The 20434-nt window shown below is 69.3% G+C and carries 20 protein-coding genes and 2 tRNA genes; 19 read left to right on the forward strand and 3 right to left on the reverse strand.

Annotated elements, in window-relative coordinates; translation table 11 throughout:
- The first annotated feature begins 35 nt into the window (after nt 1-35).
- The 15 genes from CQ044_RS04675 to CQ044_RS04745 all read left to right on the forward strand — a co-directional run bounded on the left by CQ044_RS04675 (nt 36) and on the right by CQ044_RS04745 (nt 15671).
- Nucleotides 36-746: a DUF4129 domain-containing protein gene (locus tag CQ044_RS04675; protein WP_105687209.1), complete on the forward strand. Its 711-nt coding sequence runs from the start codon at nt 36-38 to the stop codon at nt 744-746.
- A complete protein-coding gene (locus tag CQ044_RS04680) occupies nt 743-1216 on the forward strand; it encodes a hypothetical protein (RefSeq protein WP_146116735.1) in 474 nt (157 codons plus the stop codon). Before CQ044_RS04675 ends, CQ044_RS04680 begins: the two co-directional genes overlap by 4 nt.
- Nucleotides 1213-2211, forward strand: a complete 999-nt coding sequence (locus CQ044_RS04685; protein ID WP_105687212.1) for a MoxR family ATPase — start codon at nt 1213-1215, stop codon at nt 2209-2211. The genes CQ044_RS04680 and CQ044_RS04685 overlap by 4 nt, the downstream gene beginning before the upstream one ends.
- A complete protein-coding gene (locus tag CQ044_RS04690; protein WP_105687214.1) occupies nt 2208-3515 on the forward strand; it encodes a DUF58 domain-containing protein in 1308 nt (435 codons plus the stop codon). The genes CQ044_RS04685 and CQ044_RS04690 overlap by 4 nt, the downstream gene beginning before the upstream one ends.
- The gene (locus tag CQ044_RS04695) at nt 3512-4114 is read left to right on the forward strand and encodes a hypothetical protein (protein WP_105687215.1); all 603 of its coding nucleotides are present in this window, start codon (nt 3512-3514) and stop codon (nt 4112-4114) included. The genes CQ044_RS04690 and CQ044_RS04695 overlap by 4 nt, the downstream gene beginning before the upstream one ends.
- A gap of 9 nt (nt 4115-4123) precedes the next feature.
- Entirely contained in the window at nt 4124-7042 is a 2919-nt protein-coding gene (gene uvrA, locus CQ044_RS04700) for an excinuclease ABC subunit UvrA (protein WP_045272519.1), read from the forward strand.
- Nucleotides 7042-9051 carry an excinuclease ABC subunit UvrC gene (gene uvrC / locus CQ044_RS04705; protein ID WP_105687217.1) on the forward strand — a complete coding sequence of 670 codons (2010 nt, stop codon included), beginning with the start codon at nt 7042-7044 and terminating at the stop codon, nt 9049-9051. The genes uvrA and uvrC overlap by 1 nt, the downstream gene beginning before the upstream one ends.
- A gap of 27 nt (nt 9052-9078) precedes the next feature.
- Nucleotides 9079-9948: an RNase adapter RapZ gene (gene rapZ / locus CQ044_RS04710; protein ID WP_045272520.1), complete on the forward strand. Its 870-nt coding sequence runs from the start codon at nt 9079-9081 to the stop codon at nt 9946-9948.
- A gap of 86 nt (nt 9949-10034) precedes the next feature.
- Nucleotides 10035-11012, forward strand: coding sequence for a DNA-binding protein WhiA (whiA, locus tag CQ044_RS04715; protein WP_045272521.1), 978 nt, complete (start codon nt 10035-10037; stop codon nt 11010-11012).
- A 198-nt stretch (nt 11013-11210) separates the two neighbouring features.
- Complete coding sequence (locus tag CQ044_RS04720; protein ID WP_045272522.1) at nt 11211-11837, forward strand: superoxide dismutase; 627 nt, start codon at nt 11211-11213, stop codon at nt 11835-11837.
- Between the two features lie 100 nt (nt 11838-11937).
- Nucleotides 11938-12948 (forward strand): type I glyceraldehyde-3-phosphate dehydrogenase, encoded by a 1011-nt coding sequence (gene gap, locus CQ044_RS04725; protein WP_045272523.1) that lies wholly within the window; start codon nt 11938-11940, stop codon nt 12946-12948.
- 10 nt (nt 12949-12958) lie between these two features.
- Complete coding sequence (locus tag CQ044_RS04730) at nt 12959-14185, forward strand: phosphoglycerate kinase (protein WP_105687219.1); 1227 nt, start codon at nt 12959-12961, stop codon at nt 14183-14185.
- On the forward strand, nt 14176-14967 hold the full coding sequence (gene tpiA / locus CQ044_RS04735; RefSeq protein ID WP_105687221.1) for a triose-phosphate isomerase: 792 nt from the start codon (nt 14176-14178) through the stop codon (nt 14965-14967). Before CQ044_RS04730 ends, tpiA begins: the two co-directional genes overlap by 10 nt.
- Nucleotides 14968-15066: 99 nt before the next feature.
- Nucleotides 15067-15315 carry a preprotein translocase subunit SecG gene (secG, locus tag CQ044_RS04740; protein ID WP_045272526.1) on the forward strand — a complete coding sequence of 83 codons (249 nt, stop codon included), beginning with the start codon at nt 15067-15069 and terminating at the stop codon, nt 15313-15315.
- Nucleotides 15315-15671 (forward strand): RNA polymerase-binding protein RbpA, encoded by a 357-nt coding sequence (locus CQ044_RS04745; protein WP_045272527.1) that lies wholly within the window; start codon nt 15315-15317, stop codon nt 15669-15671. Before secG ends, CQ044_RS04745 begins: the two co-directional genes overlap by 1 nt.
- Nucleotides 15672-15739: 68 nt before the next feature.
- Here the strand turns inward: CQ044_RS04745 and CQ044_RS04750 are convergent, their stop codons facing one another.
- The 3 genes from CQ044_RS04750 to CQ044_RS04760 form a co-directional block, all read right to left on the reverse strand.
- Nucleotides 15740-16693 (reverse strand): GTP pyrophosphokinase family protein, encoded by a 954-nt coding sequence (locus tag CQ044_RS04750; protein WP_181158178.1) that lies wholly within the window; start codon nt 16691-16693, stop codon nt 15740-15742.
- Nucleotides 16694-16845: 152 nt separating this feature from the next.
- On the reverse strand, nt 16846-17214 hold the full coding sequence (locus CQ044_RS04755; protein WP_105687224.1) for a hypothetical protein: 369 nt from the start codon (nt 17212-17214) through the stop codon (nt 16846-16848).
- A 76-nt stretch (nt 17215-17290) separates the two neighbouring features.
- A tRNA-Gly gene (locus CQ044_RS04760) sits at nt 17291-17364 on the reverse strand.
- Nucleotides 17365-17495: 131 nt separating this feature from the next.
- Here CQ044_RS04760 and CQ044_RS04765 point away from each other — a divergent pair.
- From CQ044_RS04765 to CQ044_RS04780, 4 genes are all read left to right on the forward strand, one after another.
- A tRNA-Pro gene (locus CQ044_RS04765) sits at nt 17496-17569 on the forward strand.
- 104 nt (nt 17570-17673) lie between these two features.
- Entirely contained in the window at nt 17674-19176 is a 1503-nt protein-coding gene (gene tig / locus CQ044_RS04770; RefSeq protein WP_105687226.1) for a trigger factor, read from the forward strand.
- An 85-nt stretch (nt 19177-19261) separates the two neighbouring features.
- Nucleotides 19262-19756 (forward strand): tetratricopeptide repeat protein, encoded by a 495-nt coding sequence (locus CQ044_RS04775; RefSeq protein WP_105687228.1) that lies wholly within the window; start codon nt 19262-19264, stop codon nt 19754-19756.
- A gap of 80 nt (nt 19757-19836) precedes the next feature.
- Nucleotides 19837-20427, forward strand: coding sequence for an ATP-dependent Clp protease proteolytic subunit (locus tag CQ044_RS04780; protein WP_105687230.1), 591 nt, complete (start codon nt 19837-19839; stop codon nt 20425-20427).
- Nucleotides 20428-20434: the final 7 nt, after the last annotated feature.

Here is a 20434-nt window from a genome sequence, read left to right on the forward strand (position 1 = left end):
TCGCGGGGGCGAGTGCCACCCCGTAGGGTGAGGGCATGGTCCGCGACGACCCGCGAATTCGCACGTCTCCGCTGGCGGGAGCACTCGCGGGCGTGGTGCTTCTGGCTGCGCTGCTGATGGCGATCGCCGCGTTGCAGGGCGTGCCGCAGTTCGGCGACATAGCGCTCGAGCGCCGGAATCCGCTGCCGACCCCCACGAGCGGGACGCAGACGCCGGGCGGCGTACCGGCCGGGCAGCTTCCCGACAGCCCGATCCTTGGCATCATCGTCGCCGTCATCGAGCTCGTGATCGCCGCGTGCTTCCTGGCGGTCCTCGCGTGGCTGTTCTGGCGCCTGGCCCGCGCGCTCTGGGCCGCTCGCCCGTTGAGTCGCGAGATCGGCGGCGCGGGCGATGCCGGCGCCGGCGCTGTCGCCGGAGACGAGTCCGTGGACGCAGGAGCGATCCGCAGCGCCGCGGCTGACGCACAGGAAGCGATCGAGACCCACCGCGACCCCGGCGATGCGATCGTCGCGGCGTGGGTGCATCTGGAGGAGGCGACCTCCCGTGCAGGCCGGTCGCGCCTCCCGTCCGAGACGCCGGGGGAGTTCGCGCTGCGGATCCTCCGTCGGCGGCCGGGAGTGGATACGGAGCTCGAGACGCTGCTGGGACTGTACGAATCCGTGCGATTCGGCGGCGTGCAGGCCGACGAGAGCGGGCGTGCGACCGCGCGCCGGTGCCTCGCGATCGTCGAGGAGGTGTGGCGGTGAGGCGATGGATCGTACTGATCGTCCTCTGGATCGTCCTCGGCGTTCCGGTCGCGCTGCTGCTCGATTTCCTCGGCGTCCCGCTCCCTTTCGGCATCGCCTGGATCCTCGTCTTCGCGGCCGCGCTCCTCATCGCGCAGCAGAGTTTCCTCGATGAGTCCGGACTCTGGCCCCCTCCTGCCCCGGAGCAGTTCGCCCGCGGCTCCGACGTGTCCCGGCTGGCCTGGGCCATCGACGCGCGCACGGGGGCCGTGGGGATGCCGCTGCGCCGCCGGGTCTCCGCGCTCGCGGACCGACGACTGCGCGAGCACGGCCTGTCCCTCGAGCAGGCCGACGCCGCAGCGGTCGACGCGATCCTCGGTCCCGGAGTGCACGCGGCCCTCATCGTCACCCAGATGCGCAGCCCCGACCTCGAACGGGTCCTGCGCGCCCTGGAGTCCCCGCCCGTCCCGTCGACCCCGGAGAGAGCATGAACATCGATCAGACCAGCGACGGCGACATCGCCGCCATCACCCGCACCGCCGCCCGGGTGCTCGATGGCGTGCGCACCGCGGTCGTCGGCATGGACGAACCGCTCACGCTCGCCCTGGCCACGATCCTCGCCGGCGGTCACGTGCTCTTCGAGGACGTCCCGGGTCTGGGCAAGACGCTCGCGGCACGCAGCCTCGCGGCGGCGCTCGGACTGGAGTTCCGCCGGCTGCAGTGCACGCCGGACATGCTTCCGGGAGATGTCACGGGATCCTTCGTGTACGCGCCGGATTCCGGGGACTTCCGCTTCCGTCCGGGACCGATCTTCACGGGCCTGCTGCTTGCGGACGAGATCAACCGCACCACCCCGAAGACCCAGTCCGCGATGCTCGAGGCGATGGCGGAGCGGCAGGTGACCGTCGAAGGCCATCGATACCCGCTGCCCGAACCCTTCCACGTGATCGCGACGTCGAATCCCATCGAATACGAGGGCACGTACGCGCTGCCCGAAGCCCAGCTGGACCGCTTCATGGTGCGCCTCGCCGTGGGCTATCCCGAACCCGAGGACGAAGCGGGGATCGTCGAACAGCGCATCCGGCGCCAGCGAGAGCACACGGACGTGGACGCCGTGATCGACGCGACGGAGTTGATCGCGCTCCAGGCGGCGGTCGAGCGGATCCACGTCGACGACGACCTGATCCGCTACGCGGTGCATCTCGTCCGGGGCACGCGCACCGCGACGAACGTGGCGGTCGGCGCCTCTCCGCGCGGATCCCAGGCGCTGATCCTGCTGGCACGAGCCGTGGCGGCCATCGAGGGACGCGGATACGTGCGTCCCGACGACGTCAAGCGCATCGCGATCCCCGTGCTCGCGCACCGGCTGACCCTGACCCCTCAGGCATGGGCGCAGGGCGTCGATCCGGCGGGCGTCGTCAGCGCGGTCGTGAACACGACGCCCGTGCCGCCCACGGTGGCCGACGCCGTCGCGCTCCGCCCATGACCGAGACCCGCTCGACGCTGCGCGCACCTCTGTCGTGGCAGCGCACCCCGGTTCTCGCGGCGGCGTTCTGCGGTGCCGTGCTCCTGGCCGGCGCGGGGCTCGTCTTCGGCCGCCCCGATGTGATCGCCGCAGGGCTCCCACTCGCACTCGCCGGGGTGTGGGCGCTGCTCCGGCCGCCGGGCGCATCCTCTGCCGAGATCATCCTGAGCCTGGACGCCGCGGCGGACGCGGACTCGGTCGTGGGCGCGGTCGACGTCATCACGGACGCGGAGTGGACGCAGCTCGCGGTCGATCAAGGCGGCGAGCGCACGGGCGAGGTCGAGACGGGCACCGGAGAGGTGGCGCGCACCCGTACCCGCATCCTGCACTCCGGTCCGTCCGAGGCGCTCGCCGTCACGGCCCGCGCACTGCACCACGACGCCGCCTGGGCGAGTGCGCCGACACCGCGCGTGTCCGCGGTGTGGGCCGCGTCCCCTCGCGCCAGGCGGATCGCCGAGCTCCCGCTGTCGCCACGGCTGATCGGGCTGCACGGCGGTCATGACGGGCAGCGCGGGGGCAGCGGTGGGGACTTCCGCGACATCCACCCGTTCGCGCCGGGCGATGAGCTGCGCAGGGTGGACTGGCGGGCGACGGCGCGGATGGCGCGGCGCCCCGGCGATCTGCTGGTGCGCCGGACCAACGCGCTGAGCGACAGCGCGGTGGTGATCGCACTCGACACCGCCGACGATCTCGGCGCGGTCGTCGCGACGTGGGGGAGCGGCGCGACGGCGCGCAGCGGGCCCACCTCGATGGACCTCGGACGGGAGGCGGCGCTCTCGGTCGCGGCCTCCGCGATCGGGGCCGGCGACCGCGTCGCGTTCCACGCGCTCTCGCCCGGCGGCCGGACGCTGCGCAGCGGATCCGGAGCCCGGCATCTCGAACGGCTGCGCGGCGTGATCGCCGGCACCGGCGCCGACGGCGACGGCACGCGGTACCGGCGCACGCCGCCCGTGCCCCCCGGGTCGATCGTGTTCGTGCTGTCGACGTTCTTCGACGGGGCCGCGGCCGATCTGGCGCTGCGGTGGAGCTCCGGCGGGCAGGCGGTCGTCGCGATCGACGTGCTTCCGACGCCGCGCACGCAGCGGCTCAGCGCCGCGCAGGGCCTCGCGATGCGGACCCTCCTGCTCGAGCGCGCCGGTGTGCTCGACGATCTGAGGGGCGCGGGGGTCGAAGTGGTCTCCTGGGATGCAGACGATCCGAGGGCCGCCCTGCGGATCGCGGCCCGCATCGCGCGACGCGATCGAGGACGCGGGGTGCCCAGATGAGAGGCCCGCACGAGCTGACCGCGGCGGGGTCGGTGCCAGCGCCGGTGCTGCGCATCGGCGCTGCCGTCGTCGTCCTCGGCGGCGTGCTGCTGCTGAACCCGTATCCGATGTGGTGGTGGGTCGCCGGTGCCGCATCCGTGCTCTCCGTCTTCCTCCCGCGGTCCATGGGCTCGTGGCTCGGCATGTCCTGCATGGCCCTGGGAGTGGTCCTGACCGAACCTTCGGCGGGACGCACCGCGCTGGCCGTGCTGCTGATCCACGCCGCCCACGTGATCGCCTCCTGGGCCTGGGCGGTGCCATGGCGCTCGCGGATCCGGCCGTCGGTGCTGCTGCCCGGCATCCGCCGGCTGCTGGTGATCCAGGCCGTCGCGCAGGCGGTCGCGGCGCTCATGGCGCTCGCGGTGCCGCCGCTGCACGGGCCGGGTTTCGCCTGGCTGGCACCGCTCGGCGCCGCCGTTCTGACGGGGGTCAGCGCGATCGCTCTGCGGGTCTCGCTGGGGCCGGATCCGGGGCAGCGGACCGCGTCGCGCACCGCCGCCGGGTCCGATGCGGGGCCCTCCGCGGTCGCCCCCGGAGCCAATGTCGGTGGCCGCTCCTAGACTTGACGGGTGCCGATCGTACCCGTAACCAGCCCCGGAAGACTCAGCGTCCGAGGCGCTCGTGTCCACAATCTCCGCAACGTCGACCTCGAGATCCCGCGTGACTCCCTGGTGGTCTTCACCGGCCTCTCCGGATCCGGGAAGTCGAGCCTCGCCTTCGACACGATCTTCGCCGAGGGGCAGCGCCGCTACGTCGAGTCCCTCAGCGCCTACGCCCGTCAGTTCCTCGGCCAGGTCGACCGCCCAGACGTCGACTTCATCGAGGGCCTGAGCCCCGCGGTGTCGATCGATCAGAAATCGACCAACCGCAACCCGCGTTCCACGGTCGGCACGATCACCGAGATCTACGACTACATGCGCCTGCTCTGGGCGCGCATCGGCGTGCCGCACTGCCCGCAGTGCGGTGAGCGGATCCAGCGTCAGACCGTGCAGCAGATCGCCGATCAGCTCATGGAGTTGCCCGAGCGCACCCGCTACCAGATCGTCGCACCCGTCGTGAGCCAGAAGAAGGGCGAGTTCGTCGACCTCTTCCGTGAGCTCGGCGCCAAGGGCTACGCGCGCGCGATCGTCGACGGCGAGCTCGTGCAGCTCGCCGAGCCGCCGGTGCTGAAGAAGAGCTACAAGCACGACATCGGCGTGGTCGTGGACCGCCTCGTCGCCGCCCCCGACATCCTGGGCCGTGTCACCGACTCCGTCGAGACGGCGCTCGGCCTTGCCGGCGGCGTCATCCAGGTGAACTTCGTGGACGGGGAGGGGGACGACGCCTGGCAGTCGTTCTCGGAGAAACTGGCCTGCCCCAACGGGCACGCGATCACGCTCACCGAGATCGAGCCGCGCACGTTCTCCTTCAACGCGCCGTTCGGCGCGTGCCCCGCCTGCTCGGGCCTCGGCACCAGGATGTCGGTCGATGCCGACCTCATGCTCGGCGACGAGTCGCTGTCGATCCGCGAGGGCGCCATCATCCCCTGGACGACCCAGGGCAAGGGCCTGTTCCAGTACTACGAGCGCCTGCTCGAGGGGCTCGCCGCGGATCTCGACTTCTCGCTCGACACGCCCTGGCAGGATCTGCACTCCGATGTGCGGGAGGCCGTGCTGCACGGCGAGAACTACAAGGTCACCGTGAAGTGGAAGAACCGGTACGGGCGCGAGATGCGGTACTCGTCCGGCTTCGAGGGCGTGGTGCCGTACATCGAGCGCCAGTACCAGCAGGCGGAGAGCGACACCCAGCGCAGCCGCTGGGGCGAGTACCTGCGCGAGGTGCCCTGCCCGGTCTGCGACGGCGACCGGCTCAAGCCCGAGGTGCTCGCCGTGCAGGTGCACGGCCACTCGATCGCCGAGGTCTCGCACAAGAGCCTCGCCGAGGCGCAGGAGTTCATGCAGCTCCTGGAGCTGACCCCGCGCGAGGCGAAGATCGCGGCGCAGGTGCTGCGCGAGATCCGGCTGAGGCTCGACTTCCTGCTGCAGGTCGGCCTGTCGTACCTGAACCTGAGCCGCTCGGCCGGATCCCTCTCCGGCGGGGAGGCGCAGCGCATCCGTCTTGCGACGCAGATCGGATCAGGGCTCACCGGCGTGCTCTACGTGCTGGACGAGCCGTCGATCGGCCTGCACCAGCGCGACAACCGGCGACTCATCGAGACGCTGCTGACGCTCCGCGACCTGGGCAACACGCTCATCGTGGTCGAGCACGACGAGGAGACGATCGAGGCGGCGGACTGGGTGGTCGACATCGGCCCCGGCGCCGGTGTGAACGGCGGTCTGGTCGTGCACTCCGGTCCGTACGACGCGCTGCTCCGCGAGAAGGCCTCGATGACCAGCGACTACCTCGCCGGCCGCCGGGAGATCGTCACGCCGAAGAAGCGTCGCCGGATCGATCGCAAGCGCATGCTCAGCGTGGTCGGGGCGAAGGAGAACAACCTCCGCAACGTCACGGCGGACTTCCCGCTCGGGGTGCTGACGGCGGTCACCGGTGTCAGCGGCTCCGGGAAGTCGTCCCTCGTGAACGACATCCTGTACCGCGTGCTCGCGTCGCGGCTGAACGGGGCGCGCACGGTTCCCGGCAAGCACGTCAGGGTCACCGGGCTCGACAACCTGGACAAGGTCGTGCACGTCGACCAGGCGCCGATCGGTCGCACCCCGCGGTCGAACCCTGCCACCTACACGGGCGTGTTCGACCGTATCCGCACGCTGTTCAGCGAGACGCCAGAGGCCAAGGTGCGCGGCTACCAGCCCGGGCGGTTCAGCTTCAACGTCAAGGGCGGGCGCTGCGAGGCGTGCTCCGGCGACGGCACGATCAAGATCGAGATGAACTTCCTGCCCGACGTCTACGTCGACTGCGAGGTCTGCCACGGCAAGCGGTACAACCGCGACACCCTGGCCGTGCACTACAAGGGCAAGAACATCGCAGAGGTGCTCGAGATGCCCATCGAGGAGGCCGCGGAGTTCTTCGAGCCGATCCAGGCGATCCACCGCTACATGAAGACGCTCGTCGACGTGGGCCTCGGGTACGTGCGGCTCGGCCAGTCGGCGACCACGCTCTCCGGGGGCGAGGCGCAGCGCGTCAAGCTCGCCACCGAGCTCCAGCGCCGCAGCAACGGCCGCTCGATCTACGTGCTCGACGAGCCGACCACGGGTCTGCATTTCGAGGACGTGCGCAAGCTCCTCGAGGTGCTGAACGGGCTCGTGGACAAGGGCAACACGGTCATCGTGATCGAGCACAACCTCGACGTCATCAAGTCGGCGGACTGGGTCATCGACCTCGGACCCGAGGGCGGATCCGGCGGCGGGCAGATCATCGCGACCGGCACACCGGAACAGGTCGCGCGCAACGCCGACAGCCACACGGGCGCGTTCCTCGCGGAGGTCCTCGACGCCGCCATCGCCGCAGGACGCCCCGGAGCGCGGCGGGTGCTCGAGCGCAAGGCGGGTTGATGGCAGAACAACTCCCGTACAAGCCGAGACCGGGAGAGATCCCGACCGACCCCGGCGTGTATCGGTTCCGCGACGCGCAGGGGCGGGTGCTGTACGTCGGCAAGGCCAAGAACCTCCGTCAGCGGCTGTCGAACTACTTCGCGCCGCTGCGGACCCTGCACGAGCGCACTCGACGGATGGTCACGACGGCCGCTTCCGTGGAGTGGACCGTGGTCCCCACGGACGTCGATTCGCTGCAGCTCGAGTACATGTGGATCAAGGAGTTCGATCCGCCGTTCAACGTGCGCTACAAGGACGACAAGTCCTACCCGTTCATGGCGATCACGCTCTCCGACGAGGCGCCGAGGGTGATCGTCACCCGCAACCGGCGGATCCCCGGGGCCAAGTACTTCGGGCCGTATCCCAAGGTGTGGGCGGTGCACGACACCATCGACCTGATGATCAAGGTGTTCCCGATCCGCACCTGCAGCGACGCCAGCTATCGCAAGGCGATGCAGACCGGGCGCCCGTGCTTCCCCGGCCAGATCGGGAAGTGCGGCGGACCGTGCTCCATGAAGGTGTCGATCGCCGAGCACCGCGCCATGGTCGACGACTTCATCGCGTTCATGGAGGGCGGGGATGAGCGGTTCACCCGGGACCTCACGCGGCGCATGCACGAGGCATCGGCGGCGATGGACTACGAGAGCGCGGCGAAGTACCGCGACCAGCTCGCGTCGATCGACGCGGTGCTGGGCCGAAGCGCCCTGGTGCTCCCGCAGGATGAAGACGCGGATCTGTTCGGCATTGCGGAGGATGAGCTGTCCGCCGCGATCCAGCATTTCGTGATCCGCGGAGGACGCGTGCGCGGTGTGCGGGCGTCGACGCTCGACAAGGAGATCGACATCTCGGGCGCCGATCTGGTGGACCAGATCCTGCAGCGCACGTACGGCGAGGCGAGCGGGGAGCAGGTGCCCCGGCGGGTGCTGGTGCCGGCGCTGCCGGACGACGCCGCGGAACTCGAGGAGTGGCTGCGCGCACGACGCGGCAAGAAGGTCGAGATCGCAGTCGCCCAGCGCGGTCAGCGCGCGGAGCTCATGCGCAACGCCACGCTGAACGCGCAGCAGGCGCTGATCCGCCACAAGACGCGCCGCTCCAGCGACTACTCGACGCGCACGCAGGCGCTCACCGATCTTCAGGACGCGCTCGGCCTCGACGATGCGCCGCTGCGGATCGAGTGCTTCGACATCTCGCATCTCGGCGGCACGAACGTGGTGGCCTCGATGGTCGTGTTCGAGGACGGCCTGCCGCGCAAGGATCAGTACCGGTCGTTCAACATCGCCGAGACCACCGACGACACCGACTCCATGTACCAGGTGCTGCGTCGCCGCCTCGCCCACATCGACGCGCCGGAGGAGCTCGAGGCGACGGCGGTGATCGCCGATGCCGGCGACGCTCTCGGAGACGCAGCGGAGCTGGTCGTGACGGAGCGCCGCAAGCCGCGCTTCGCGTACCCGCCGCAGCTGCTCATCGTCGACGGCGGCAAGCCGCAGGTCGAGGCGGCGGCGCGTGCGCTCCGCGACGCCGGTCGCACCGGGATCGGCCTGTGCGGCATCGCCAAGCGGCTGGAGGAGCTCTGGCTGCCGGGGGAGGAGTACCCCGTCATCCTGCCCCGCACGAGCGAGGCCCTCTACCTCGTCCAGCGTCTGCGCGACGAGGCGCACCGGTTCGCGATCACCCATCAGCGCAAGCGCCGCAAGCGCGACATCGCCTCGATCCTCGGCGAGGTCCCCGGCCTCGGCGCGGCACGGATCAAGACGCTGCTGCGGCACTTCGGATCCGTTGCCGCCCTGCGCCGCGCGGGTTCCGCGGAGATCCAGGAGGTGCAGGGGATCGGGCCGGCCCTCGCGGAGGCGATCCGCGCCCACCTCGCCGGACCTTCGGCGACTCTCGGATCCACGGACGGCCTCGATTCCGTGCTCGTCGGCGCGGGATCCGATTCCGATGCCTCACTGGACCCGCCTACTGGCTAGGCTGGACGCGAGCGAGGAGGAGAGCAGATGAGCGCCGACCAGGGTGAGTTCCTGATCGTCACCGGAATGTCGGGCGCCGGGCGCTCGACCGTCGCGAACGCTCTCGAGGACCTGGGCTGGTACGTGGTCGACAACCTGCCGCCGCAGATGCTCCGGCCGCTGCTCGATCTCGCGAACCTCGGCGGTGCGGCGCTGCCCAAGGTGGCCGCCGTCGTGGACGTGCGGGGGCGCGATCTCTTCGACGGCTTCCCGGGCGTGGCGCGCGCGCTCCGGGAGCACGGATCCGTGCAGGTGGTGTTCCTCGACGCGGTCGACGACGTGCTGGTGCGACGCTTCGAATCCGTCCGACGCCCGCACCCGCTGCAGGGCGACGGCACCCTGCTCGACGGGATCCGCACAGAGAGGACAAGGGTCGCGCCGCTGCGCGAGGCCGCCGACATCATCATCGACACGTCGAGCCTGAACGTGCACCAGCTGGCGACCAAGGTCAACGAGGTGTTCGCGGAGGAGGGCGCCGCGCGCCACAAGCTCACGGTCATGAGCTTCGGCTTCAAGTACGGCCTGCCCTCGGACGCGGACCTCGTGGCCGACATGCGCTTCCTGCCCAACCCGTTCTGGATCGACGAGCTGCGCGGTTCCACCGGCCTCGATTCCGAGGTCCGCGACTACGTCCTCACCCGCGACGGCGCGCAGGAATTCCTCGACGCGTACACGGCTGCACTGCGCCCGGTGCTCGAGGGCTACCAGCGCGAGAACAAGAGCCACTCGATGGTGGCCATCGGCTGCACCGGCGGAAAGCACCGTTCGGTCGCGATGGTCGAAGAGCTCGCGGCGCGTCTGGGACAGATCCCGGGCGTCGCGGTGACCGTCCGTCACCGCGATCTCGGGCGAGAGTGAGGCCTGCCCGGCCGGTGGTGAGCGCCGCGGCCGGGTAAGCTGATCCCTTGTGCCGAGATCCGGCGCCGCCCGTGAGAAGGAGACCCGTGGCACTCACCACCGACGTCAAGGCCGAGCTCGTCAGCATCCGGAACGCACCCCCCTCGGTGCGCGTCGCGGAGGTGACGGCGGTGCTGAGGTTCGCCGGGGGGCTGCACCAGATCGCCAACCGCATCGCGGTCGAGGCCGAGGTGGATGCGGAGCTGCTCGCACGTCGCGTCGCCCGCGACCTCGCGGAGCTGTTCGGGGTCCGTCCCGAGATCGCCCCGATCCAGGGTGCGTCCAGCCACGACGGCGCCAAGTTCGCCGTGCGCGTGATCGCCGCCGGTGAGACCCTCGCCCGCCAGACCGGTCTGCTCGACCAGCGCCGCCGGCCTGTTCGCGGGCTGCCGAACCGTCTCACCACCGGATCCAGGGAAGAGCTCGCCGGCCTGTGGCGCGGCGCCTTCCTCGCCGCCGGCTCGCTCAGCGAGCCCGGCCGCTCCGCCGTTCTCGAGGTGGCCTGCCCGTCCTCCGAAGCCGCCATGGCGCTCGTCGGCGCCGCGCACCGGATCGGCATCGCCGCGAAGGCGCGCGAGGTCCGCGGCATGCCCCGCGTCGTGATCCGCGAGCCCGAGGGCATCCGCGCCGTGCTCGCCCTGATGGGCGCGTCCAAGACGGCGGCCGCTTGGGAGGAGATGCGCCAGCGCCGCGAGGTGCGCGCGGGCGTCAACCGTCTCGTGAACTTCGACGACGCCAACCTCCGCCGCTCCGCGCAGGCCGCGGTCGCCGCCTGCGCCCGCGTCGAGCGCGCATTGGAGATCCTCGGCGAGGACGTGCCGGAGCACCTGCGCACCGCCGGCGCTCTGCGCCTTGCGCACCGCGACGCCAGCCTCGACGAACTCGGCCACCACGCCGACCCGCCCCTCACGAAGGACGCGGTCGCAGGCCGCATCCGCCGCCTTCTCGCGATGGCCGACAAGCGTGCGCAGACCGAGGGTATTCCCGGCACCGAGGCCGCGGTTCCCGCCGGTCTCGACGTCTGAGACGCCGTATCGAGGGCCTGCGTTCCGGTCTGTGGAAACACGCCCGGACGCAGGCCCTCGATGCCGTCACATCCGGAAGGATCCGGACAATCCGCGCGTTGCCGTCATTAGGATGAAAGACGTCCGCCCCGTGCGCACCACCGCGCTTCGGGGGACCGGCAAGCGCCGCGAGCGCGGCGCGGATTGGATGAAATCGACATGGCGATCTACACGCTGCCCGACCTTCCGTACGATTTCGCGGCCCTCGAGCCGCACATCAGCGGCAAGATCATGGAGCTGCACCATGACAAGCACCACGCCGCCTACGTCGCCGGAGCGAACGCGGCGCTGGAGCAGCTGGCGGAGGCCCGTGAGACCGGGAACTTCGCCAATGTGAACCGGCTCGAGAAGGACCTCGCGTTCCACCTCGGCGGCCACGTCAACCACTCGATCTTCTGGACCAACCTGTCGCCGAACGGCGGCGGTCAGCCCGAGGGCGAGCTGAAGGCGGCCATCGACGAGTTCTTCGGCTCGTTCGAGAAGTTCCAGGCGCACTTCACCGCCGCGGCCATGGGCATCCAGGGCTCCGGCTGGGCAGTGCTGAGCTGGGACCCGATCGGCGCCCGCCTGATCATCCAGCAGCTGTTCGATCAGCAGGGCAACACCGCGCAGGGCACGGTGCCGTTGTTCCAGCTGGACATGTGGGAGCACGCCTTCTACCTGGACTACCTGAACGTCAAGGCCGATTACGTCAAGGCCGCGTGGAACATCGCGAACTGGGAGAACGTCGCCCAGCGCTTCGCCGCCGCGCGCGAGAAGACCAACGGACTGCTGGTACTGTCGTAAAAGATGGGCGTCCTGATGGGCGAAAGTCCCATCAGGACGCCGTTGTCCGTGCAATCCGCAAGAATCACGCCCTTCCTTGAGTAAGAACCAGGAGACTTTCGTGTCTGTCAAGATCGGTATCAACGGCTTCGGCCGAATCGGACGCAATTACTTCCGCGCAGCCCTCGAGCAGGGTGCCGACCTCGAGATCGTCGCGGTCAACGACCTCACCGACAACAAGACCCTCGCGCACCTGCTGAAGTACGACTCCGTCGGCGGCGTGCTGAAGGCGGACGTGAGCTACGACGACGAGAGCATCACCGTCGACGGCCACCACATCAAGGCGTTCGCCGAGCGCGACCCCGCGAACCTGCCGTGGGGCGAGCTGGGTGTCGACATCGTCATCGAGTCGACCGGCTTCTTCACCAAGGCCGAGCTCGCGAAGAAGCACATCGAGGCCGGCGCCAAGAAGGTGCTGATCTCCGCTCCCGCGACCGGCGACGACGCGACCATCGTCATGGGCGTCAACGAGGAGACCTACAACCCGGAGACCGACCACATCATCTCCAACGCCTCCTGCACGACCAACTGCCTCGCGCCGCTGGCCAAGGTGTTCAACGACGAGTTCGGCATCGTCCGCGGCTTCATGATGACCGCGCACGCCTACACCGCCGACCAGAACCTGCAGGACGGCCCGCACGGCGACCTGCGCCGCGCCCGTGCCGCCGCGATCAACATCGTCCCCGCCTCCACCGGCGCCGCCAAGGCGATCGGCCTCGTGCTGCCGGAGCTCAACGGCAAGCTCAGCGGATCCTCCTACCGCGTGCCCGTCCCCACCGGCTCGATCGTCGATCTGACGCTCATCACGGACCGCGAGGACCTGACGGCCGACGAGGTCAACGCCGCGTACGCGAAGGCCGCCGCCGAGGGTCGCCTCAACGGCTACCTGCAGTACAACGAGGACCAGATCGTCTCGAGCGACATCCAGGGCAACCCCTTCTCGTCGATCTTCGACTCGACCCTCACCAACGTCTCCGGCAACCTGGTCAAGGTCTCCAGCTGGTACGACAACGAGTGGGGCTACTCGAACCGTCTCGTCGACCTCACCGAGTACGTGGCCGAGCGGCTCTAAGCTCATATCCATGACTCTGCGCACCCTCGAATCCCTGAAGGAATCGGTCGGTTCGCTCGACGGAACACGCGTCATCGTCCGTTGTGACCTCAACATCCCCTTGCGGGACGGGGTCATCACGGACGATGGCCGTGTTCGAGCGTCGGTGCCGACCCTCAAAGCCCTCATCGACCAGGGGGCCCGCGTGATCGTGTGCTCCCACCTCGGTCGTCCTGAGGGCGCCCCCGACCCGCAGTACAGCCTGGCGCCCGTCGCGGCGCGCCTGGGCGAGCTGCTCGGGCAGCCGGTCGCGTTCGCGGCCGACACCGTCGGCGCCTCGGCGCAGGACGCCGTGGCGGCTCTGCAGCCCGGTGGCGTCGTCGTGCTCGAGAACCTCCGCTTCAACCCGGGGGAGACCTCGAAGGACGACGCAGAGCGCCGCGCCTTCGCGGAGCAGCTCGCCGCCCTCGGCGACGCGTTCGTCTCCGACGGGTTCGGCGTCGTGCACCGCAAGCAGGCCAGTGTCTACGACCTCGCGCAGATCCTGCCGTCCGCGGCCGGTCTGCTCATCGAGGCCGAACTGAAGGTCCTCGACCGCCTCACCGAGAACCCCGAGCGCCCCTACACGGTGGTGCTCGGCGGATCGAAGGTCTCCGACAAGCTCGGGGTGATCTCGCACCTGCTGCCGCGGGTCGACCGTCTCCTCGTCGGCGGCGGCATGCTGTTCACGTTCCTCGCAGCACAGGGCCACGCGGTCGCCGCCAGCCTGCTGGAGAAGGATCAGCTCGACACCGTGCGCGGGTACGTCGCAGAAGCGGCCGAGCGCGGCGTGGAGCTCGTGCTCCCCACCGACGTGGTCGTCGCGGCGTCGTTCTCCGCGGATGCGGCCCACGAGGTCGCCGCCGCCGACGCGATCGAGGCGACGTCCTTCGGCGCCTCGGGCATCGGGCTCGACATCGGACCCGACAGCGCGGCGCGCTTCGCGGATGCGATCCGCGGATCCAAGACCGTGTTCTGGAACGGGCCCATGGGCGTGTTCGAGTTCCCTGCGTTCGCCGCCGGCACCAAGGCCGTCGCGCAGGCGCTGACCGAGACCGACGGCCTGAGCGTCGTCGGTGGCGGAGACTCCGCTGCGGCCGTGCGTCAGCTCGGTTTCGCGGATGACCAATTCGGTCACATCTCGACGGGCGGGGGCGCGAGCCTCGAGTTCCTCGAGGGCAAGAAGCTTCCCGGACTGGAGGTCCTCGGATGGGTGTGAACAGCAGAACCCCGCTGATCGCGGGCAACTGGAAGATGAACCTCGACCACCTGCAGGCGGTCGCGTTCGTGCAGAAGCTGCACTGGACGCTCAAGGACGCGAAGCACGAGGACGGAACGGTCGAGGTGGCGGTGTTCCCGCCGTTCACCGATCTGCGCAGCGTGCAGACGCTGATCGACGCGGACAAGATCCCGTTCGCGTTCGGCGCGCAGGACCTGTCGCAGCACGACTCCGGCGCCTACACCGGTGAGATCTCCGGCGCGTTCCTGGCCAAGCTCGACGCGAGCTACGTCATCATCGGCCACTCGGAGCGGCGCGAGTACCACGCCGAGAGCGACGAGATCGTGGCCGCCAAGACCAAGGCGGCGCTCAAGCACGGCCTGGTGCCGGTCATCTGCGTCGGCGAGACGGCGGAGGACCTGGAGAAGTTCGGCGCGAGTGCGGTTCCCGCCGGTCAGCTCGAGACGGCGCTGCAGGGTCTCGACGCGAAGGCGGACATCGTCGTCGCGTACGAGCCGGTCTGGGCCATCGGCTCGGGCCAGGCCGCGACCCCGCAGCAGGCGCAGGACGTCTGCGCGGTCCTGCGCGGCGTGATCGCCAAGGTCCTCGGCGACGAGGCGGCAGCACGCACCCGGATCCTCTACGGCGGATCGGTGAAGTCGGCGAACATCGCCGGGTTCATGCGCGAGCCCGATGTGGACGGTGCGCTGGTCGGCGGGGCGAGCCTGGTCGTCGACGAGTTCGCCGCGATCGTGCGCTATCAGAAGCACGTCGGAGTGTGACACGCGTCCCCGCCCGAAGGGACGGGGACGTCTCGACGTATAATTGACCGTTACCCGGGATCCCGCACGCCCGTGCGGGCCCGAGCGAAAGGCCGATCCGTGGATATTCTCCAGTTCATCCTGCAGGTGCTGCTGGGCATCACCAGCGTCCTGCTGACCCTTCTGATCCTGCTCCACAAGGGGCGCGGCGGAGGCCTCTCCGACATGTTCGGCGGCGGCATGTCCTCCGCCGTCGGGTCCAGCGGTCTTGCCGAGCGGAACCTCAACCGGTTCACGGTCGTGCTCGCGCTGACCTGGTTCGTCGCGGTCGTGGGACTCGGCCTGATCACGAAGTTCGAGGCGATCTGATGGCGACCGGCGGCAACGCGATCCGAGGGACGAGGGTCGGATCCGGCCCGATGGGCGAGCAGGACCACGGCTACCACGCCGACCGCATCGCGATCTCGTACTGGGACGGACTCGGCAACGAGACCGTGCGGTACTTCGCGGCGGGCCTGCCCGAGGAGGAGATCCCGGACATCATCGACCACCCGCACTCCGGCCTGCCGGCCGGACGCGACAAGGAGAACCCTCCGGAGATCGCGAAGGCGGAGCCCTACAAGACGCACCTCGCGTACGTGAAGGAGCGCCGCACCGACGAGGAGGCCGAGCAGCTGCTCGGCGACGCGCTCGCACAGCTGCGCGAGCGTCGCGGCCAGTCCTGACGACTCCCGCACCTCTGCACGACGAGAGCCCCTGCTTCGGCGGGGGCTCTCGTCGTCTGCATGTCAGATCAAGACGTCGAGGATCGATGCGGAAGCGCGATCGGCACGAAATAGCGCGCTTCGTCCGTCTCCACGATCTCGATCTCCAAGTCATCCCCTGCGTGTAAATATCGCGAGACGTCGATAAATGCGTCCGCGCCGACGAGCCCGGCGGCGTGTGCGAGATTCCGGACGGTGACAGCCTGGATGAGGCCTTGGCGTCCCGCAGCGTCGACGGCAAGTGCATATCTGGGCCCGGTCGTTCGCACCCTCACATGTTCGCGAGTCTCGGCGGCTTCACGCGACGCCTGAACATCCTCAGTGATCGTAGCTTCGAGCGCACCCGCGAGTTCATCGGCCATGTCGTCGACGACAGCGAGAAGAGACGCCATATGCGTGGCGACCGACTTGTGAAACACGGAGGGACTTATCGGCGCTCCGGGCTTGTAGAGGTCCTCGTGTGTCAGCTCACTCCACGCGTCCTGCAGTCGGGTCTTGATCTGGACCTCGACGCAGACAGGGGCGGCCCCAGTTAGCCGGGCTTGCAGGATCACGTGGAATCCTCGATACCCCGACGGCTTCGGATCAGAGACATAGTCCTTACTGGCGAGCATGTCGAACGGAGTGTCCGTGAGATCGGTCGTAGTGAGGGCTTCGTACGCGGCCCGCTGGTCTCTAGGAGACTTGCAGAGCACCTTGACTCCGACGATGTCCTGGATGTGGAGCTCCACATCAGCTGGCGACGTCACGGCGATCGCCGGATCCTCTTGGCATTTGCGTCGAAGCTTGTCCAGGGTCCGGTTCTCCGCTTTGATTCGGGAGTGCCCCGGGTCGAGGCGCGAGCCGTCCACGCCGTCCAGGATCGAGCCGAACAGCCGGAGCAACCAACTCTGAACCTGCGACTGCGCGTCGTTCCAGTCGCGCTTGCGCTGTTGGTACGCAATGCTCACGTTCTCCGCGAGTACGACATCGACGAATCCCATGGGCCCCCCGCTCATTCGGATCTTGGGTAGAACACTAGAGCGGAGGATTCCGGCGGAGCAACTATGACTCTCAACGGAAGCTGGCGTTGGTCTGCGCGAGCGCGTCCTGGAGGAAGGCGACGGGAGCGGCTAGAGGATTGTGGGCGCCGGCCTCAAAGGTACGCGACGAAGGCCTCGGGCCGGGTCACGTTCGCGGGGAGTCCGATGAAGAGCGGTGCGACCTGGTCCGGCGTGTAGCCCGCGATCCCGCACCCCACCGGAGTGAGCAGGAACCGCAGGGCGGGATGCGCGGACGCGTACGCCACGAAGATCGCTGCCTCCGCGGCGAGGACGTCGAGTCCGCTCATGGTGTCGATCGCGTACGTCTGGCCGTGATGACCGTGGCCCTCGCCCCAGACGGCGCCGAAGCTCTCGTATGCGATGAGCGCGGCACCGCCGCCGTGGAGCCCCTCGGCGTTCGACCCGAAGACGAAGACCTCGTCCGGTTCGAGCGATGCGATGCGCGACGGAGTGATCTCCATGCCCGTTCCCTTCGACGCAGCGACTCTACGCCGCGGACGGGGGAGCGCGATGGCGCCGGAGAAGGAAGAAAAAACGTGGAGGGGCTGACGAGAATCGAACTCGCATCATCTGTTTGGAAGACAGAGGCTTTACCACTAAGCTACAGCCCCGGACCGCTCGCGGAGCGAGGGACCGGCCCGCGATGGAACGCTGCGGGACTTCCACGAGCATACCTGACTGACGGGGGTGCTCCGTTCCGTTAGACTCGTGAAGGCCGTTCCCGCGCGCGCGGGTTCCTACCCGGGGCGTAGCTCAGCTTGGTAGAGCGCCCGCTTTGGGAGCGGGAGGTCGCAGGTTCAAATCCTGTCGCCCCGACAGCAGTGACGAGAGCGATCCGACGGATCGCTCTCGTCACTGCCCTCAGACCTCACAACCGCGTCGCGACACACGCGGGACACTCACAAGGAGAGCACACCAGCATGGCGAACAGCACCGTCGAGAAGCTTGCCCCGACCCGGGTCAAGCTGCACATCACGGTCACCCCCGAGGACCTCAAGCCCAGCATCGCGCACGCTTACGAGCACATCGCGCAGGACGTGCAGATCCCCGGCTTCCGCAAGGGCAAGGTGCCCGCGCCGATCATCGACCAGCGCGTCGGCCGTGGCGCCGTCATCGAGCACGCCGTCAACGAGGGTCTGGACACCTTCTTCCGCGAGGCGTCGCTCGAGCACAACCTCCGTATCGTCGGCCGTCCCTCGGCCGAGGTCATCGAGTGGCCGAACGAGAAGGACTTCTCCGGCGACCTCAAGGTCGAGGTCGAGGTCGATGTCCGTCCCGAGATCGAGGTCCCGTCGCTCGACGGCATCACCGTGACCGTCGACGCCATCGAGGCCGATGAGGCAGCCCTGGACGCAGAGCTCGACCGCCTGCGCGCCCGCTTCGGCACCCTGGTCCCCGTCGACCGTCCCGCTAAGGCGGGCGATTTCGTCGAGCTCGACCTCGTCGCCGCGATCGACGGCGCAGAGATCGACCGCGCGGAGGGCGTCTCCTACGAGGTCGGCTCCGGCGAGCTGCTCGAGGGCATCGACGACGCGATCGACTCGCTCACCGCCGGTGAGGACACCACTTTCCGCTCGAAGCTGGTCGGTGGCGACCACGCGGGTGAGGATGCCGAGGTCTCCGTCACCGTCAAGGCCGTCAAGGAGCGCGAGCTGCCCGAGGCGGACGACGACTTCGCGCAGATCGCGAGCGAGTTCGACACGATCGCCGAGCTGCGCGACAGCCTGCGCGAGTCGGTCGAGCAGCAGGGCGTGTTCACCCAGGCCTCCTCGGCGCGCGACAAGCTCGTCGAGACCCTGCTGGAGAAGGTCGAGATCCCGGTTCCGCCGCAGCTCATCGAGGACGAGGTGCACAACCACCTCGAGGGCGAGGGTCGCCTGGAGGACGACGAGCACCGCGCCGAGGTCACCGAGGCGAGCACCAAGCAGTTCCGCACCCAGGTGCTGCTCGACTCGATCGCCGAGGACGCGAACGTTCAGGTCTCGCAGGACGAGCTCAGCCAGTACTTGATCCAGTCCGCCGCGCAGTACGGCATGGCTCCGCAGGACTTCGTCGAGGCGCTGCAGTCCCAGAACCAGCTGCCCGTCCTGGTCGGCGAGGTCGCCCGCAACAAGGCTCTCGCGGTCGCCCTGGGCAAGGTCACCGTCGTCGACTCCAACGGCAAGGCCGTGGACCTGACCGGTTTCATCGCCACCGACGACGACGCCGAGGACGCCACCGAGGCTCCGGCCGAGGAGAAGCCCGCCAAGAAGGCTCCGGCCAAGAAGGCTCCGGCCAAGAAGGCTCCGGCCAAGAAGGCCGCGGAGGCCGACGAGGCTGCCGTCGCCGAGGCCCCCGCCGAGGAGAAGCCCGCCGCCAAGAAGCCGGCCGCGCGCAAGGCCCCGGCCAAGAAGGCCGCCGACAAGGCTGCTGACGCCGAGTAAGCATCGGATCCACGATCCGGAAGAGGGCGGGTGCATCATGCACCCGCCCTCTTCGCATCCATCGCGCACGAGACAGAGGACAGACATGAACGACTGGCAGGAGCGGATCGACGCCGTCTGGGAGGCCGCAGCGGGCGGTCTCGTCGACGACGAGGTGATCACGCGGATCGATGCGATCGCGGCCGAGCGCGGCCCGGATGACGCCGAGGCCGCCTTCGAACGCGCCGGCGCCCGCGACTCCGCGGGACGGCCGGATGAGGCGGTGCCGCTCTATCGTCGCGCGCTCGGGCTCGGGCTCGACGACGACCGCCGTGCCCAGGCGACGATCCAGCTCGCGAGCTCGCTGCGCAACCTCGGCGACGTGCAGGGCGCGCTCGAGCTCATCGAGGCGGAGCGCGACGCCCACCCCGACTCGGTCTACCGCGACGCGATCGCGGCGATGCACGCGCTCGCGCTGGCCAGCGCAGGTCACCCGGAGCGCGGGCTGGGCGTCGCGATCCTGGCCCTCGTGCCGCACATGCCCCGCTATCACCGGTCCATGACCGCGTACGCCCATGAGATCGCGGGCGACGACGCCTGATATGCCGACGGCGAACACGGCCGGGCGCGTGCGTTGTCGCCGGTAGATTCGAAACACCGAACACGGAAGCAGGAGCGGAAATGGCTGAACCCCTGGTCGCGACGAGCGTCTTCGACAGGCTGCTCAGGGATCGCATCATCTGGCTGGGATCCGAGGTGCGGGACGAGAACGCCAACGAGATCTGCGCCAAGATCCTTCTTCTCGCCGCCGAGGACCCAGAGAAGGACATCTACCTTTACATCAACTCGCCCGGCGGGTCCATCACCGCGGGCATGGCGATCTACGACACGATGCAGTTCGTGCCGAACGACATCGTCACGGTCGGCATCGGCATGGCGGCCTCGATGGGACAGCTGCTGCTGACCAGCGGCACCAAGGGCAAGCGCTACATCACGCCGAACGCGCGCGTGCTGCTGCACCAGCCGCACGGCGGCTTCGGCGGCACGTCCAGCGACATCCAGACGCAGGCGCAGCTCATCCTGTCGATGAAGCAGCGCCTCGCCGAGATCACCGCCTCGCAGACCGGCAAGACGGTGGAGCAGATCAACGAGGACGGCGACCGGGACCGGTGGTTCACCGCCGCCGAGGCGCTCGAATACGGCTTCGTCGACCACATGCGCGAGCACGCCAGTGACGTGCACGGCGGCGGCGGCACGGGCGCGGACAAGTAAGGGCTGG

Source organism: Microbacterium sp. MYb64, assembly GCF_002979495.1.
Taxonomy (GTDB): domain Bacteria; phylum Actinomycetota; class Actinomycetes; order Actinomycetales; family Microbacteriaceae; genus Microbacterium; species Microbacterium azadirachtae_A.